Raw genomic sequence first — 17990 nt, 5'->3', positions numbered from 1 at the left:
GAAGGACACAAACCCATGTGGAAATTTATTGTTGGGATCGCAAGAAAGTTAACACCGGGCATTGCCGCGGCGATGCCTATTTTGCTATTTAGCACATTCATTCTATTGAATGTTGCGATTTGGTGGGCAGGCCCTTGGCTAGAGATCGCGGGTAATAAGCCACTTGAATCGATAACCGCTCGCGCGGTGGCCAGCAGCTTATTCACTTTAGGTGCATTGGCCGTTTGGGGTGTGTGGCAGTGGCGAAAATTGCAAGGTTTTAAAGCCGAGCAAAAGCGTGAAGATCAGCTTCGCCAAGATCCAATTAAAGCCTATGAAGAGCGCCAAGAGGTTGAGCTGAACCAAGTGATGGTCAGCATGAAAGAGAACCTCAATAAACGTAATTATCTTTATGCGTTGCCATGGTATTTAGTACTCGGTTTGGAAAATGCCGGTAAAACCAGCCTCATCAACCGCTCTGGGCAAAACTTTGTTTTTTCTTCGGTAATGCGAGCCTCGGGTCAAAAAAGTGAAAACCCGTATTCGTTTGATTGGTGGATTGGCGATGAATCGGTACTGATCGATCCAGATGGAGAGCTACTGACACAAGGTAACCACAGCAATGATAACGATGGTGCGATGGAGCGCCGTTTATGGCTTCATTTTGTTAATTGGTTGGAGAGAACGCGTAGCCGTCGTCCACTCAACGGTATCGTTTTAGCGTTAGACGTTTCTCATTTAGCAACCGCAACTGCAACCGAGCGTAAAGCTTACGCCAATTTATTACGTGCTCGCTTACGTGAACTGATGGAGACGTTATCCACGCGTCTGCCTGTCTATATTGCATTGACGAAATTGGATTTATTACACGGTTTTGAACCTTTCTTTAAACATTACTCGCGCAGTCAGCGTGAAGATGTGCTGGGCTTTACCTTTTCGCTTGACTCTATTGATGACTTGGATAACTGGCTCAACGAGTTTTCAAAAGACTACAGTCAGTTTGTTGAGCGTATTAATGATGTGTTGCCGCATGCGGTTTCTGTACCTATGGATCTCGAAGAGCGCAATGCTATTTATAGTTTCACGCGTCAAATTTCTGGTTTAAAAGAGATCTTATTACAATTTTTCAACGATGCATTGGCCAGTGATCAGTTCTCTACGTCGGCTTTGGTGCGTGGTGCGTATTTCACTTCTGTGTATCAACAGGGCGTACCCACAAACGCATTTGATGATGCCGCTTCACGTCGTTACGGGCTAGATCATGCGATCAACAAAGCGCAGCAAGCCAAAAACTCAACGGTTTATTTCACACAAAAACTGTTTAATAACATTATCTATCCTGAAGCTGGGCTTGCCTCGGATAATTTTCGTGTTGCGAAGCAAAAACGCCGTTTGATTGGTTTATCGGTAGTGGCTTGTTCTATTGCAACTGTGTTATTAGTCGGCACTTGGCATCGCTATTACCTTAGCAACGTGAAGCACTCTGATGCTGTGTTAGCGAAAGTGAACGAGTACAAAAACGAGTTCCCCTCTAATCTTTATTTAGCCTCTCAGCAAGATGTTCTCGTGCCGCTCAATAAAATTCGTGAAGCGACGTTAGAGTTTGGCTTCTTCCGTGATAAACCACAGTACATTTCCGATTTTGGTTTGTACCAAGGCCACACGATTGGTCCAATGGTTGAAGCGACCTATTTGAATTTATTGGAAAACCGCTTTTTACCTCTGCTAATGGCTGATGTCGTTGTGCAGCTTAACCAAGCCAAAACGGATGAAGAGAAGCTGGCCGTACTGCGTGTTTATCGCATGATGGTAGATAAAAGCGGCCGTTATAAGGATTATGTACTCGATTATTTCTCCAAATACTGGCAGCAAGAGTTTGCTGGGCAACGTGTGATCCAAGAAGAACTACTGGGGCATTTAGACTACGCCATGTTACACACGGATTTAGCGGGTGATCGCGCGCGCGGTGATCGCAATGCAGAATCGGTGATGAAGCCTTATGATCAGGTGGTAGCGAAAGTGCAGTCTGATCTTGGTTCTATGCCTAACGATCAACGTGTTTACCGTAATTTGAAGTTGAATGCACAAACGGTTCTTGGCCCCTCGATCAATTTACGCAACTTGATTGGCCCCGTCTTTGATGTGGTTTTTGAAGAGCGAGTGGTCAACAGCAGCTCGCTGTATATTCCGCAAATGCTTACCAAAAAAGGGTTTGAAGATTACTTTATGCCGCAATCAGAATCCGTTTCTGAGCTGGCCTTGATCGACAGTTGGGTACTAGGGCAATCCAAATCGGCTCAATTTAGCGAAGCGGATAAGCATGACCTTCGTAACAAAATCCGCAGCTTGTATGTGGCGGACTACACCAATACCTGGCGTGCGGCTCTTAATGAAATCAGCGTTAAGTATTTTAGCGACATCAATGACGCGGTGTCAGTATTAGAAAACTTTACCGGCAACATTGAACCGATGCAGCGTTTGCTTCGCACTTTAGAAAGCAATACTCAAATGTATGCCAGTGTGCCTAAAGATGAAGCCGCGCAAAAAGAGCTGTTAAAAAATCCAAAATACAAAGTTGCTTCGCAGATTGATGCGCCCTTTGCTGAATTGAACGCTATGCTCAAGCCAGTAGGAGACAAGCCTGCGTACATCAATGAAGTGTTAGTGGCGGTGGAAGAGTTGCAAAATTACCTCAAATCGATTCAAGAAGCGCCAGATGTTGGTATGGCTGCGCTTGATGCCACCAAAGCACGCGTAAAATTAGTGAACGCTGATCCAATTTACACTGTGAAACGTATTGCATCAGGTTTGCCTAAACCGCTCGATACTATGGTGTCTAAACTGGCGGATGAGAGTTGGTATGTTGTCAAACAAGAAGCGATTAAGCACCTTGAAGTTCGCTGGCATGACGATGTTTACAAAACCTTTGAAGAGAAATTAGCTGGTCGCTATCCATTTAATGAGTCATCTAACAAAGACAGTTCTCTTTCTGACTTTGAAGCGTTTTTTGCGCCCAACGGCACATTAGACAACTTTTACAACAACCAGCTAAGAATGTTTGTGGAAGAAAATATTGCGGTCAATGATGACGATAACGCGCAGTCGATTATTCGCAAAGACGTTCTAGAACAGCTCAAGCAGGCGAAGAAAATTCAGCAAGCTTTCTTTAACCGCAAAGGGGTCTTAGACGTTAGTTTCTCGGTTGAACCACTACGCTTGAGCAACAACAAACGCCGCAGTGTGCTGAATGTTGATGGCCAATATCTCGCTTATAGTCACGGCCCAAGAGACAGTGTCGAGTTGATTTGGCCAAATACGCTGCGTGATTCTGCGATCTCTAAAGTAACGTTAGTGCCGACTAAAAATAATATGTCGCCACGAAGTATTAATATCCAAGGCCCGTGGGCATTTTTCCGCTTACTTGAACAAGGTGATGTGGTGGGTGCTAGTTCCACGTCGGTTGACTTTAAGTTTGCAGTTGACGGTGGTGAGATGATTTATCGACTCAATTCAGAGGCAGATATTAACCCATTCACCGAGCGGTTATTTAAGTCATTCAAACTCTCGAAAACCCTTTACTAAAATAATAGTGAGGAGCGATTGGTCATCGCTCCTCAACTCACTTAGGACGCTGTAGTCATGTCCAATATTGTATTTATCGACCACGCTCGTTTTCATTTGATAGATGATGCTGCTGCTGTTCGTCACATTGATGCCTACCAAAAGGTGAGAGATGAGATCAACCGTCGTAACAACCCATTATCAGGTGGTCCAGACTGGGCTGTGGTGAAAGTTGCTTGTGAAACATTAGCAAAAGGCCCGGGGATTGACCTTTTGCTGTGCGGTTATTACACCGTAGCCTGTTTAAAAATGCAGGGCTTAGCGGGATACGCCAATGGTGTTGAACTGTTGTGCTGCTGCTTAAGTAATTTGCCAAAACCGGACGTAAAATCGGCGAAAATGCGCAAGGAAGTGCTCGATTGGGTTAATGCTCGTGTAGTGCGGGAGTTAAAAGATCTGCGTCCGAATCATGAAGCACTGCGTGATTTATACCGTTGTGAGCGCTTTTGTGAGCGTATGCATGCCATTTTAGAGCTGCAACAGCCGGACTATTTGGTTGATTTCGAAGGAGTAGGTTTTGCTATTTTTGAACATATTGATCGTTTAGAAACGCAATATCATTCGCTGCTAAAGCGCCATACTCAAACGGAACAGGTTGAGCAGGTTCGTAATCAAAAGCGCTCACGTGTTACGCATGTGGCCGCTTTTATATCCGGTGTTCTTGGTGTTGTGATGGTGTATGGGGCCGTCACTTATTTGCCGTTTTTCAACTCAATATCTTATGCAACCAACCTAAGGTTACCTGCTTTACATACGCCAGAGCAGGTCAATGCGTTTCAACAGGCTAACTCGCCAGCCAAGCTTGAACAGTTGTCAAATGAGATTGTGCCATTGTACCGAGAGGCGATTGAGCAAAAAATGGCGCGCTCTTTTGAATCGGCTCGTGTTGAAGCCCAGCAAGTGTTGGATGCGTTATTGCAACTTTATCCCCAAACCGAATCGGTGCTGGAGGTTGATCAAGCGTTTGCCGATGCTAAGCGTGAAGCTCTGCAACAAACTGAGCGCTTTATGGAGCGTTTTAGTGAAACGCGAACCAAGATGGCTAACATCGCGCTGCTCGCGCAAAAAGGAAAATTAACCGAACTGCAAAGACAAACCAAATCGTTGGAGGAGTTCGCTATTAGTTTGTCTCCTATTTACGGGAGAGCTGCATATGTCGAAGAGTTGCTCAAAAAAGGTGATGTTGTACAGGCTGAACAGGAGTTTATGATTCTGAAGCAGCGGCTTAATAATTTGAGCTGGAAAATGGCCGAGCTCGACAAGCAGTTTGAGCATTTGACTGTGACACATAATCAGGAAGCTCAGACTCAATAAGCTGAGCAACAATTGGTTATTGAAGGGCAACTTTTTGCTCATATCAGGCAGTTTGTTGCCTTTGTCAATCGAGCTGTTTATAAGCTCATGAATATCAAAGAAAAATATCTGGCACTGCACTTGCTGTACTAGTGTCATTTTGCGATAAAAGAGTGGAAGGGAAAAAGATGGCAAGGTTAAGTTTTAGGCTCACCGTGGAGGGTTTGGCAGACGACACGTTAGTGGTGCGTGAATACCAAGGTGTGGAATCGCTGTCTGATAGCGCGCAAGCGGGCCTGCATTGCTACGGTTTTCGCTATGAGATAAAACTGGCCAGTCGCCAATCTGGCTTAACGGCGCTGGAGCTGGTGGACAAAACCGCTCAGCTTGAGATGTTGCGTGATGGCCTTGTCGTGCAGCGCGTGCACGGTATTGTGCGCCAGTTCAGTAAAGGCGATATTGGCCATCATCACACCTTTTACTCACTGACCTTAGTCCCGGCATTAGAGCGGCTATCACTGCGCCAAAACAGCCGCATCTTCCAGCTCAAAACCGTTCCCGAAATCCTCTCCATCGTACTGCAAGAAATGGGCATTAACGACTACGCCTTCTCGCTGAAGCGCGAGTGTACTCAGCGTGAATTCTGCGTGCAGTACCGTGAGACGGATATCGACTTCTTGCATCGCTTAGCCGCCGAAGAGGGCTTGGTGTATCACTTCATTCATGAAGAGGGGAAACACACCCTCTTTTTCAGTGACGACAGCCAAAGCCTGATAAAGCGAGAAACGCCTATCCCTTACAACGCCCTTGCGGGTGGCGTGATGGAGAGCCCTTATGTGTCGCAATTAACGCAACACAGCCAAACCGAAGTGAGCCACAGCGCGCTGCAAGATTACAGCTTTAAAAAGCCGAGCTACTCGTTTGCCCAGCAAGCGCAAGGGCGCGAGATGGATTACCAGCAAGCGACCTACGAACACTTTGATGCACCGGGTCGCTTTAAAGACGACATCAGCGGCAAAGCCTTTAATCAAATTCGCTTAGAGTACCTACGACGAGAAGCGCGTACCGCGAGCGGAAAAAGTAACCATCCAGGCCTGCAAGCGGGCACAAAATTTGACTTACAAGAGCATCTTGACGACAGCGCGAACCGCGACTGGGTTGTAGTGCAAGTGCATCACCAAGGACGTCAGCCACAAGCATTGGAAGAAGAGGGCGGCAGTGGCGCGACCACGTACAGCAACCAATTCACGCTCATTCCTGCCGATGTCACGTGGCGTGCGACACCGCAAGCCAAACCTCAAGTGGATGGCCCTTGCATGGCGTTGGTGGTGGGCCCTGATGGCGAAGAAATCTTCTGTGACGAACATGGCCGCGTCAAACTGCATTTCCCGTGGGACAGATATTCCAACGGCGATGAGCACAGCTCGTGCTGGGTGCGCGTCTCACAAGGTTGGGCCGGCAGCCAATACGGCATGATAGCCATTCCGCGCATTGGTCATGAAGTCATCGTCTCGTTTCTTAACGGCGACCCAGACCAACCGATAGTGACAGGCCGTACCTACCATGCGACCAACAAAGCGCCGTACACATTGCCGGATAACAAAACCAAAACCGTGCTGCGCAGTGAAACGCACCAAGGGCAAGGGTTTAACGAGCTGAGTTTTGAAGACCAAGCAGCGCAAGAGAAAATCTACCTACACGCGCAAAAAGACTTAGACGCCTTGGTGCTCAATGACGCCACGGCGCACATCAAGCACGACCAGCACCTCACGGTGGATAACGACCAGTTCACGCACGTTAAACATAACCACCACCTCACGGTGGAGGGCGAAAGCCGCGATAACATAACCAAAGATAGCAGTGTAGAGATTAGTGGGTCATTACGGCATAAAGTGGCCAAACTGACCGCGATACAAACAGGGCGCGAAATCAGCCTTAAAGTGGGAGCTAAAATCGTTGTAGAAGCTGGGGCTGAAGTGACTTTAAAAGCGGGTGGCAGCTTTGTCAAAGTGGATGCCGGTGGCGTGCACATCGTTGGTCCTGCGATTAACCTTAATGCTGGCGGAAGTGCTGGCAGCGGTAGCGCTTATGGTGGGCAATCCGCCATGTTGGCAACCCCACTACTTGATATGAAAGCTCCAGCCGAATTGCAAGCGAGTGCAATTAACGCGACCATGCAAAGCGGCCAAGCGAATGTGATCACTCATTTTGAGGCTGCCGCAGTACAATCCGCTGCGCAGAAATCATCTGCATCATCAGAAAAGCAGTCAGAATCTAAGGCGGCAGAAAAGAGCGCTCAGGAAGAGAGCCCAAAAGAGGATGCACAAAACGAAGATAAAGCATCACTGCTACAATCGGATGTGTTGAAACCTTCAGAAGAGCTGGAGAAGTTAGCGAAGAAACAAGCCAGCGCTTTCAGAAAAGGCAACAATGGCGAAGAAGTGAGCTTGATTCAGCAAGCGTTAATCAAAATGAAATTTGATTTGCAAGTCGATGGTGATTTCGGTAGTAAAACCAAAACGGCCATTGAGCAGTTCCAAAAAAGTTATCAACCCAGTCATCAAACGCATCCGTCATACAGCATTGGCCCCGTTGATGGTATTGTTGGCCAAGGGACATTGTTAGGTTTAGATGAAGCGCTGGTCGATGAGTGGGTTTATGAAAATGATGAGATGGATCTGAAATGGTTGACTGTACCAAAAGGTCAATTGACCTTTGATGCAGAGGGGAATGACATCGAAGGAAGCCCATTCTTTTCTCGGAAAGTGCACATACCTAATCATCGCGGAAAAGTGATAGGAAATTCAGGTGTTACTATCGGGCGAGGTCTGGATCTCGGCAGTCCTCCAAGCGGTGCTAATGGCCAAAATCCCTCTAAATTGGATTTGAAAAATTTATTTGAGCTAGCGGGTCTTAACCCGAAGTTATCAGTGTGGCTCTTAAGTGTTGAGGGTAAAACAAAAAGCGATGCATTGAGTGCCTTGAAGTCGAGTGATTTAACTGATGAAGAGTTGGTTATTACTAGAAAGCAACAGTACATTATGTTTAACACTATTTATGAATATCTTGAAAATAAGACAAAAATCTTAGTTACAAAAGCAGATGTACAAAAAACATATGGAGTTGTTGATTGGGAAGGAATGCCTCGTAGTGTGAAGGATGTAACTATAGATATTACATATCGTGGTGATAGCTATACTGAAACTCGTAGAGCCTATGTTCCGGCATTAGTTGAAGACAAAGTATCGATGAACTATTTCAACTTTAAAAGAATTATGCATTATGAAAATGCAGTATGGAATAGTGTACCACTAAACAGGAAGACAATAAGATATGACCACTTATAACCTAATATTTTACTGCACTTTTTTATTATCTTATTCATCCTATGCTGGGGCATTTCCGATTCCACCAAGTAATGAGTTAAGAACGTTAATTAAGTCTTACGATAATCAGACAGGTAAAACTGGAGATAATGTTGCCTATATACCAATAGAAAAGCCTTGTCTGAATGTCGTTACTAATGGAAAGCATTATGAGTATTGTGTTATTAACGAGAATGAAAACTTGTCGAATAGTGATAAGCAAGGTTTTTATATTACTTTAAAAAGTGTATCAAAGAGCGATATTAGTTTTTCATACGATACACTCTGGTATTCAATGAGCTGTCGTATTTTTACCGAAGATCAAAAAATAGAATGTGATGAGCCCTACGGTTAGATATTGACTGTTGTTTTAAATAGAATAAAGAGCCAACATAGCTAGGCTCTTTATTTAAACCAATCCTAAAAAATACAATGCTTAGCGAAGTCGCCAGCCTCATTCGCTGTCCAATCACCTTTTGGCTTGTCTTTCATATCTTCACACCACGCGTCGCTGCCAATTTGTGATTGGAAGACACAGTGCTTTGCATAATCCACCGCCTGCCCGGCGTTCCATTCGCCTTTTGGTTTCTCTTTCATATATTGACACCATGCTTCGCTGCCCACTTCTGAGCAGGCGGCGAGTGAGAATGCAGTAAACAATACCAAGGCTATTTTTTTCATGTTTGAGTTCCAAATGGATGCGATTTTTGTTCGGAGTGACTATACCGAAAATCACGGTCTCAGTGTTAATCCTATGCTAAAAATGGGCATCTAATGACAAATCACTCAGTGATGATCCTCACTCTTTTTTACTCCTCAGCTCACTAATCAACGATCAAAATCACATTACCTATTTTCGCATCGTGCAAATTATTTTTGCTACGCTAGGATTCATCGAAACGTTTCGATGAGATTTTCTTGAACGATTCAAGAGTGATAGAAAGGTGTCAGAAAGCGAAACATAAAGCCTAACGTGAAGGTATAACAATGAAAAAAAGTACCCTATTAAACTCGGAACTCTCTTACTTGGTGGCTACTTTAGGGCATACCGACGAAATCACAATTTGTGATGCAGGTTTGCCTATTCCCGATGAAGTGCAGCGTATTGATTTAGCATTAACTCACGGTATTCCCGGTTTTATTGACACGGTCCGCGTGATTCTTTCTGAATCTCAAATTGAAGGTGTGATCATTGCTGAAGAGTTTGCACAAGTAAGCCCTGAGCATCACAAAGCGCTGCTTGCTGAGCTGAAAGCGGAAGAGGAGTTATGCGAGAAAGCGATTGCTGTCACTTACCTCTCTCATCACGATTTTAAAGAGCGCACTATGCGTAGCCGCGCCGTGGTAAGAACTGGCGAATGCACGCCGTATGCGAATGTTATCTTTCAAGCAGGCGTCGTGTTTTAAGCCGCGATTGAGGATCCACTATGACTCAAGCAATTTTAGCGCTCAGTGAGATTGAAAAAGCGTTCCCCGGCGTGAAAGCACTCGATAAAGCTAGCCTCAATGTTTACCCCGGCCGTGTGATGGCGTTGATGGGCGAAAACGGCGCGGGTAAATCAACCTTAATGAAAGTGTTGACGGGTATCTATTCATTGGATGCGGGTTCTATCACTTACCAAGGAAAACCAGCCGCCTTTAAAGGCCCACGAGATTCACAACAAGCGGGCATCAGCATTATTCACCAAGAGTTGAATTTGATTCCGGAATTAACTATTGCTGAAAACATTTTTCTAGGCAGAGAGATAACCGGTGCGATGGGGCGAATTTTATGGAATGAAATGTACCAAGCAGCCGACAAACTACTAGCTCGTTTAAACGTTAAACACAGCTCCAAGACCTTGTTGGGTGACTTAAGCCTTGGTGAGCAACAGATGGTTGAGATTGCAAAAGCGCTCTCATTTGAGTCGAAAGTGATCATCATGGATGAACCGACGGATGCGCTGACGGATACCGAAACTGAATCGTTATTTAATGTGATTAACGAGCTGCGTGAACAAGGTTGCGGCATTGTTTATATCTCACATCGGTTGAAAGAAATTTTTGAAATTTGTGACGATATTACCGTGTTACGTGATGGCAAATTCATTGGCCAGTGCAAAGTGTCTGACACCAATGAAGATGGCCTGATTGAGATGATGGTCGGCCGGAAATTAGAAGAACAGTATCCGCGTATTGAGGTAAAGCACGGCGACACTTGTCTTGAAGTGATAGGCCTTACGGGCTCAGGTGTGCATGACATTAATTTTACGCTCAAACGAGGTGAAATCCTCGGTGTCTCGGGTTTGATGGGCGCAGGGCGCACTGAATTAATGAAAGTGATTTACGGCGCGCTGCCCAGTGAGCGAGGCGTGATTAACCTTGAGAACAAAACCATCAACCCAGTCAGCCCACAAGATGGCCTTGCAAACGGTATCGCGTATATTTCAGAAGATCGCAAAGGGGACGGTTTGGTTCTTGGCCTGTCGGTGAAAGAGAACATGTCACTGTGTGCGTTGAATAAATTTAGCAAAGGTGTACAGATTCAACACAGTGATGAAGTCATCGCAGTGGAAGATTTTATTCGCCTATTCAACATCAAAACGCCATCTCGTGATCAAATCATTGGTAATTTGTCCGGTGGCAATCAGCAAAAAGTAGCGATTGCGAAAGGGTTGATGACACGTCCCAAAGTTTTGATTTTGGATGAACCCACACGCGGGGTTGACGTGGGAGCCAAAAAAGAGATTTACCAATTGATTAACCAATTTAAAGCCGAAGGGATGAGCATTATTTTGGTTTCGTCAGAGATGCCAGAAGTGCTAGGGATGAGTGACCGAATTTTGGTGATGCATGAAGGTCGAATCAGCGGCGAATTTTGTGCCAAACAAGCCAACCAAGAGATTCTACTCGCCTGCGCGGTAGGCAAAAAGATCAATGAGGAAGCAGCATGAGCAGTAACAGCATGAGTAATTCAACCCAAACTAACCGCAGAAAATGGATCAGTAAAGAGTGGCTCATTGAGCAAAAATCACTGATTGCTTTGCTTTTTTTAGTGGTCGTTGTCTCTTTTTTAAACCCCAATTTCTTCACGGTTGACAACATACTGAACATTTTGCGCCAAACCTCAGTCAACGCCATTATCGCTGTGGGGATGACCTTGGTTATTCTAACGGCAGGTATCGATCTGAGTGTTGGCTCGGTACTGGCGTTGTGCGGCGCTTTTGCTGCAACCATGATTGGTCTTGAAATTCCTGTCATTATCGCAGTCCCTACAGCGTTACTTGCTGGCGCGGCACTGGGTGCGATTAGCGGTATCATTATCGCCAAAGGTAAAGTGCAAGCGTTTATTGCCACCTTAGTCACCATGACCTTACTGCGTGGTGTGACCATGGTTTATACCGATGGGCGTCCAATTTCGACAGGTTTTACCGATACTGCAGACACTTTTGCTTGGTTTGGTACAGGTTACGCGTTGGGTATTCCCGTTCCGGTGTGGATGATGGTGGTGGTCTTTGCTGCGGTTTGGTACTTACTCAACCATACACGTTTTGGCCGCTATGTTTACGCGCTAGGTGGCAATGAGTCTGCGACTCGATTGTCAGGTATTAATGTGGATCGCGTGAAAATTGGTGTGTACGCCATCTGTGGTCTATTGGCTGCGCTGGCTGGCATCATCGTCACGTCTCGCCTCTCTTCTGCGCAACCGACTGCTGGTATGGGTTATGAGCTGGATGCCATCGCTGCCGTCGTACTTGGTGGTACCAGCTTGATGGGTGGTAAAGGACGCATTATGGGCACGTTAATTGGGGCGCTGATCATCGGCTTTCTTAATAACGCGCTGAACCTGCTTGATGTCTCTTCTTACTACCAAATGATTGCGAAAGCCGTGGTTATTTTGCTCGCGGTACTCGTGGATAACAAAAATAAGTAACACGATAGAAAACCTCCGTTTTAAAGCGAGCCATATTAGCTTTAAAACGGCCCCTACAAAAAGGACTATAAAGATGAAAAAACTTGCAACTTTAATCTCTGCTGCTCTACTTTCCACCACTGCCTCTGTGGCTGCGCATGCGCAAGACACCATGGCGATTGTACTATCCACTCTGAACAACCCATTTTTTGTCACCATGAAAGATGGCGCAGAAGCGAAAGCGAAAGAGTTAGGCTACAACCTGATCGTCTTGGATTCACAAAATGATCCAAGCAAAGAGCTATCAAACGTAGAAGACTTAACCGTTCGTGGCGTTAAAGCGATTTTGATCAACCCAACCGATTCTGATGCCGTCTCTAACGCCATCCGTATGGCCAACCGCGCTAAAGTGCCAGTGTTGACACTGGATCGCGGTGCAAGCCGTGGTGATGTTGTGAGCCACATCGCTTCTGATAACGTAGTCGGTGGTGAAATGGCCGGTCACTTTATCGTCGAAAAAATCGGTGCAAAAGCCAAAGTTATTCAACTGGAAGGGATTGCTGGCACATCGGCCGCTCGTGAGCGTGGAGAAGGTTTCATGAACGCGGTGAAAGGCAGTGAAATGGAACTGCTTGCTAGCCAGCCTGCTGATTTTGACCGCACTAAAGGTTTGAATGTAATGGAAAACCTGCTAGCGGCAAACCCAGATGTTCAAGCCGTATTTGCCCAAAATGATGAAATGGCATTGGGTGCACTTCGCGCCGTTCAAGCATCAGGCAAAGAGGTGATGATCATTGGTTTTGATGGTACCGACGATGGTATCGCGGCGGTAGAACGCGGCCAACTTGCTGCGACTGTTGCTCAACAACCAGACATGATCGGTGCACTTGGCATTGAAACGGCCGATAAAATGTTAAAAGGCGAACAAGTGGATGAGTACATTCCGGTTCCTCTAAAAATCATCAGCAAATAATCTTTGCTGTAGGTAGCTCTTTACTGGCTCGTAGAGAGCTACCTCTTCTCTATAACCCCTCAGCCATTAATAACCAGTAATCAGGCTCGATAGGTTTGTTTTTTCAGGTGAAGCCACAGAAGCCAAACCTCTCCAGCTCTATTTCAAACATGTTCACTCATGAACAAAGGACAAATTATGAATCAGTTAGTGGTATTAGGTAGTGTTAACGCTGACCATGTTTTGCAAGTGCCTTCATTTCCTCGCCCGGGCGAGACGCTGCATGGTCGTCATTATCAAGTTATTCCCGGTGGTAAAGGGGCCAACCAAGCTGTAGCGGCCGCGCGATTAAAAGCGGACATCGGTTTTATTGCCTGCGTGGGTGACGATGCATTCGGTATCAATATTCGTGAGAATTTTAAGCTCGATGGTATCAACATTACGGGAGTTAAAATGCAGCCCAATTGTCCGACGGGCATTGCGATGATCCAAGTCTCGGACAGCGGAGAAAACAGCATCTGTATTTCGGCAGAGGCGAATGACAAGCTGACGGCTGATGCCATTGAAGCGGATTTAGCTGCCATTGGTGCGGCCAAATATTTATTGATGCAACTGGAAACGCCAATCGATGGCATTATTAAAGCTGCGCAAATCGCCAAACAAAATCGTACCAATGTGATTTTAAACCCAGCGCCTGCCCGAGATCTGCCTGATACTCTGCTAGAATGTGTCGATGTGATCACACCAAACGAAACGGAAGCGCAGCGCTTAACGGGGATCACGGTTGATGATGATCACACGGCGCAATTAGCGGCCAATCAACTGCACAAAAAAGGGATTGAAATCGTCTTGATCACCTTAGGTGCAAAAGGCGTTTGGCTAAGCCAAAATGGGCGTGGTCAACTGATTGCTGGTTTTAAAGTCGATGTGACAGACACCACCGCGGCAGGTGATACGTTTAACGGTGCTTTGGTAACAGGTTTGTTGGAAGATATGCCTTTAGAATCAGCCATTAAATTTGCGCATGCTGCGGCAGCCATTTCTGTTACCCGTTTTGGCGCGCAAACCTCAATACCCACCCGAGTAGAAGTGGACGCGTTTCTCGCTCAGCATCAATAGAATAGGAAAAACAGACATGGCGACAATGAAAGATATTGCAAGATTAGCCGGCGTATCCACGTCTACCGTCAGCCATGTCATTAATAAATCTCGCTATGTGAGCGATGAAATCGCTGAGCGTGTCAATAAAGCCGCGCAAGATCTGAACTATGCCCCGTCAGCATTGGCTCGCAGTCTCAAAATGAACCGAACGCGCACCATTGGTATGTTAGTGACCACTTCGACTAACCCTTTTTTTGGCGAAGTGGTCAAAGGGGTAGAGCGCAGTTGCTACCACAAAGGTTATAACCTTATTTTGTGTAATACCGAAGGGGATAGCCAGCGGATGCAAGCCTCTATCAACACACTGCTGCAAAAGCGCGTTGATGGCTTACTTTTGATGTGCTCCACCTTAGAAGGTGAGCGGATTGACGTTTTTGAACGCTACCCAGATATCCCTGTCGTGGTGATGGATTGGGGCCCAATGCTCTTTCCTAGCGATAAAATACAAGATAACTCTTTACGTGGTGGTTATATTGCGGCGAACTATTTGATTGAGTGCGGTCATAAAGAAATCGGTTGCATTACCGGGCCATTGATTCGACATCAAGCTCAAATGCGTTATGAAGGCTATAAGCGCGCTGTCTTGGAAGCAGGTTTGGACATTTATCCCAATTGGATTGTGGAATCCGATTTTGAATGTGAAGGTGGCTACGAAGCGTTCAATAAAATGTTAGCTAAAGGGCCATTGCCGAGTGCGATTTTTGTCTCTAATGACATGATGGCAATGGGTGTGATTAATGCAGCTAATGAAAAAGGGATCCGCATTCCTGAAGATCTTTCGCTGATGGGGTATGACGATATTCACATCGCCCGTTTTATGTCGCCAGCTCTAACCACTATTCATCAACCCAAATATCGTTTAGGTAAAGCGGCAGTTGACACCTTACTTGCCCGTTTAGAAAACGAAGCGCTCGAACCGCAAATTGTCCAATTAGAGCCGACTTTAGTGGTGCGTAAAAGCATCAAAATGATGAACAAGTAGATGGAAAAATCCCTCTCTTTACTAAAGAGAGGGATGAGGCACTAATTACTGAGCCATCTTTTTCCAGAAATCAGCCCATTGCTGCGGTCGATTATAGAAATGGCTAACAGATACGGTTCGCCATTGCCCCTCTGCTTCATACACAATCGAGGGAAAACCAGAAAGCTGATATTGCGCCATTAAGCTTTGCGTCTGCTCTAACTGCTCTGGTAACTGAGCTTTGGCTTGCTCCATCGCTTGTTCCCATTGATTTGGCTCTAGGTCAAGCGATTGGGCTAACAGTGTCAATGTTTCAGTATCGGCCACAGGCAAACCTTGCTGGTAGTGCGCTTGTTGAATGCTTTTGAGCATAACACTTGGCGATACACCGAGTAATTGTGCTGCAATAATGGCTTGAGCAGTAACGTATGAGTCCAATATCACGGTTTCGCCACTTTTGATTTTGGCGATGTAACCTTCCCCAAATACGGCTCCTGTTTGCTGAGCAATGCGCTGATCAGCTTGCAGTACATGTTGGCGAAAACCATCTGAAAGAGGCGATCGCTCGATCATTCCACCCGGATGAAGGTGCAGTTTGACTCCGCTCATTTCATTCAACTGCTGAATCAGAGAGGTTGCTCCGTAACACCAGCCACACATTGGGTCGAAAATATAGTGGACGTTTACCATTTCATCTCACCCATATGAACTTTGGCACCAATTTCTAAAGCCATTGGTAGGCCAGCATTAGGGTAAAGGTTTTGCATGGTTTGAATTAACTGAGCGCTGTCTTTGCTGTTTGCTTTGGCTTTAGCAAAATCCATAAGATATTGCTGTGCAAATTCAATTGAAGAAGCATCAAGCGCTGTGCCAGAAGTCATATGCCCCGGGATCACTACGTTTGGTTTGAGTGCTTTCATTTGATCAAGTTGTTGCGCCCAAGCTTGGCGGCTCGCATCACTTTGTGCATCGGCCATCCATAAATGAACATTTCCGTATACCGCGACGTTACCTAAAATCGCTTTATTGGCTGGTATCCATAAATAAGGACGATGCGCTAATGCTCCATCCGCATCGCGAATTTCAATAGTTTGCCCATCAATGGTTAAGGTTTTGCCATTATAAGCTGTTGGTAATACTGGTTTTACAGGGGCATTTGCCCCCATTTTTGGAGCCCAAAATGCCAGTTTACCTTCGAGTTTTTCTGCAATCGTTGCACGTACGCCAGGAGTCGTCAGCACTTTCGCTTGTGGAAACATGTCATGCAGTACTTCAGCGCCAAAGTAGTAATCAGGGTCAGCTTGGCTAATAAAAATCGTGGTTAAGTTTTTGCCAGAGTCGAGAACTTTTGCTGCAATACGGAGTGCGTCGGCTTTAGTAAAGCCAGTGTCAACCACCATCGCTTCTGTTTCGCCATAAACCAAAGTGGAGTTGACATGGAAGCTATTGCCATCTGCATTGTAGACGTCAAGTGTCAAAGGTTGTTGTGCTGCAAACGCGGTGCTGCTGATGAGTGTGGTTGCTGTAAGTAGAGTCAGTGTTTTCATGATTATTTATCCAAAGAGTATGTTATCGGTTCGGGAGCTATCATACGAATTAGACTTGTTCGGATATATAGCTAATAATTGACATCATTGTTTCTTAATTAGAACTAATCATGGACAAACTCACAGCAGCTCAGGTCTTTTTAGATATAGCGATTACCCAAAGTTTTACGGCGACAGCGGAACGGCTGGATATTTCTCGTCCTATGGTGACTCGGCATGTTGAAACCATGGAAACTTGGTTACAAGCTCGGTTATTAAACCGAACCACACGAAAAGTATCGCTCACATCAGCAGGAGTTCAATGCCTAGACGCGATAAAATTATGGGTCGAGCAAGCGCAGCAATTAGAACATCAGTTGATGGATCAACAGTCGTTATCTGGAAAAATCCGGATTGCGACCAGCATGTCGTTTGGCTTTTCTCAACTGATCCCGGCCGTTAAACCTTTTTTGAATACGCATCCAAATATCGAAATTGATATTGATGTACAGGATAAAACCGCAGATTTGATTGCAGAGCGAATTGATTTAGCGATCCGTATTGCGGCCGATCCTGATCCTTCTTTAATCGGGCGCCCTATCGCCCAATGTGATTCTGTATTGGTTGCCTCTCCTGACTATCTCATGCGCTGTGAGCCAATACTCACACCAAGCGATCTCTCACAGCATCGTTGTCTTGGATACAAAAACTTTGAGCGACATATTTGGCATTTAAAACAAGATGATAAGCACCAATCGGTGGAGGTGCCATGCCAGCTAACTGCGAATGAAGCCACCACTTTGTTACATGCGGCTATCCACGGGATGGGCGTTGCTTTGCAGCCGACTTATCTAGCCAAGGGTGCGTTAGAAAGGGGGGATTTACAGCAGGTGTTAGCGCATTGGCAACCGAAGAAAATGGACATTTACGCTTTATATCCTTCTCGGCGTCATTTATCACCCGCTGTCAGAGCTTTGATTGATCACTTAAAGGAGTATTTTATGCATCATGATTGGCAAACGATATGCCTATAGATGAGGTAGAGAGGAGTGATAAGCAGAGCGTGTTGCCACACTCTGCTTATGGATTATGCTACTGCGCCTTGTTTCTGCGCTTGTTGCACTAATGCCTGACGTTGAGCTTCCATAGCAGATTGAACTTCATTTTCCCTATGAGTGTCTTCTTCCACAGCCTGTGGGACAAGTACATAGAACTTATTGATGGTCATCTTTGGATCTCA

Annotated in this window: 15 protein-coding genes; 11 read left to right on the top strand and 4 right to left on the bottom strand. The window is 45.7% G+C overall.

Features of this window, described 5'->3' with window-relative positions:
- Positions 1-15: 15 nt before the first annotated feature.
- From tssM to EXZ60_RS00155, 4 genes are all read left to right on the top strand, one after another.
- Complete coding sequence (gene tssM / locus EXZ60_RS00170; protein WP_017045001.1) at positions 16-3561, top strand: type VI secretion system membrane subunit TssM; 3546 nt, start codon at positions 16-18, stop codon at positions 3559-3561.
- Positions 3562-3618: 57 nt separating this feature from the next.
- Complete coding sequence (locus tag EXZ60_RS00165; RefSeq protein ID WP_017046811.1) at positions 3619-4914, top strand: type VI secretion system ImpA family N-terminal domain-containing protein; 1296 nt, start codon at positions 3619-3621, stop codon at positions 4912-4914.
- Positions 4915-5081: 167 nt separating this feature from the next.
- Positions 5082-8240 carry a type VI secretion system tip protein TssI/VgrG gene (tssI, locus tag EXZ60_RS00160; RefSeq protein WP_277435081.1) on the top strand — a complete coding sequence of 1053 codons (3159 nt, stop codon included), beginning with the start codon at positions 5082-5084 and terminating at the stop codon, positions 8238-8240.
- Entirely contained in the window at positions 8227-8613 is a 387-nt protein-coding gene (locus EXZ60_RS00155; protein ID WP_277435080.1) for a hypothetical protein, read from the top strand. Before tssI ends, EXZ60_RS00155 begins: the two co-directional genes overlap by 14 nt.
- Before the next feature lie 65 nt (positions 8614-8678).
- Here EXZ60_RS00155 and EXZ60_RS00150 read toward each other — a convergent pair whose 3' ends face one another.
- Positions 8679-8939 (bottom strand): DUF3012 domain-containing protein, encoded by a 261-nt coding sequence (locus EXZ60_RS00150; RefSeq protein ID WP_277435079.1) that lies wholly within the window; start codon positions 8937-8939, stop codon positions 8679-8681.
- A gap of 306 nt (positions 8940-9245) precedes the next feature.
- On the opposite strand from EXZ60_RS00150, the gene rbsD reads away from it, so the two are divergent.
- The 6 genes from rbsD to EXZ60_RS00120 all read left to right on the top strand — a co-directional run bounded on the left by rbsD (position 9246) and on the right by EXZ60_RS00120 (position 15245).
- Positions 9246-9665, top strand: a complete 420-nt coding sequence (gene rbsD / locus EXZ60_RS00145; RefSeq protein WP_094145645.1) for a D-ribose pyranase — start codon at positions 9246-9248, stop codon at positions 9663-9665.
- 20 nt (positions 9666-9685) lie between these two features.
- Positions 9686-11191 (top strand): ribose ABC transporter ATP-binding protein RbsA, encoded by a 1506-nt coding sequence (gene rbsA, locus EXZ60_RS00140; protein ID WP_094145644.1) that lies wholly within the window; start codon positions 9686-9688, stop codon positions 11189-11191.
- Positions 11188-12171 carry a ribose ABC transporter permease gene (rbsC, locus tag EXZ60_RS00135; RefSeq protein WP_064626506.1) on the top strand — a complete coding sequence of 328 codons (984 nt, stop codon included), beginning with the start codon at positions 11188-11190 and terminating at the stop codon, positions 12169-12171. Before rbsA ends, rbsC begins: the two co-directional genes overlap by 4 nt.
- Positions 12172-12244: 73 nt before the next feature.
- Positions 12245-13123 (top strand): ribose ABC transporter substrate-binding protein RbsB, encoded by an 879-nt coding sequence (gene rbsB, locus EXZ60_RS00130; protein ID WP_115339998.1) that lies wholly within the window; start codon positions 12245-12247, stop codon positions 13121-13123.
- A gap of 177 nt (positions 13124-13300) precedes the next feature.
- Positions 13301-14221, top strand: a complete 921-nt coding sequence (gene rbsK / locus EXZ60_RS00125) for a ribokinase (protein WP_277435078.1) — start codon at positions 13301-13303, stop codon at positions 14219-14221.
- Positions 14222-14237: 16 nt separating this feature from the next.
- Complete coding sequence (locus tag EXZ60_RS00120; RefSeq protein WP_013868172.1) at positions 14238-15245, top strand: substrate-binding domain-containing protein; 1008 nt, start codon at positions 14238-14240, stop codon at positions 15243-15245.
- A gap of 45 nt (positions 15246-15290) precedes the next feature.
- On the opposite strand, the gene EXZ60_RS00115 is transcribed toward EXZ60_RS00120, so the two are convergent.
- Positions 15291-15914, bottom strand: coding sequence for a DsbA family protein (locus tag EXZ60_RS00115; protein WP_069212038.1), 624 nt, complete (start codon positions 15912-15914; stop codon positions 15291-15293).
- On the bottom strand, positions 15908-16771 hold the full coding sequence (locus EXZ60_RS00110) for an MBL fold metallo-hydrolase (protein ID WP_010320539.1): 864 nt from the start codon (positions 16769-16771) through the stop codon (positions 15908-15910). The genes EXZ60_RS00115 and EXZ60_RS00110 overlap by 7 nt, the downstream gene beginning before the upstream one ends.
- Before the next feature lie 110 nt (positions 16772-16881).
- Between EXZ60_RS00110 and EXZ60_RS00105 the strand changes: the two genes are divergently transcribed.
- Positions 16882-17784 carry a LysR family transcriptional regulator gene (locus tag EXZ60_RS00105; RefSeq protein ID WP_222715476.1) on the top strand — a complete coding sequence of 301 codons (903 nt, stop codon included), beginning with the start codon at positions 16882-16884 and terminating at the stop codon, positions 17782-17784.
- A gap of 53 nt (positions 17785-17837) precedes the next feature.
- Here EXZ60_RS00105 and EXZ60_RS00100 read toward each other — a convergent pair whose 3' ends face one another.
- A complete protein-coding gene (locus tag EXZ60_RS00100; protein WP_017050239.1) occupies positions 17838-17978 on the bottom strand; it encodes a hypothetical protein in 141 nt (46 codons plus the stop codon).
- Between the last annotated feature and the right edge of the window lie 12 nt (positions 17979-17990).

This window comes from Vibrio sp. 1151_11 (assembly GCF_029478525.1).
Lineage (GTDB): Bacteria > Pseudomonadota > Gammaproteobacteria > Enterobacterales > Vibrionaceae > Vibrio > Vibrio anguillarum.
This window is presented reverse-complemented; position numbering and strand designations above follow the sequence as displayed.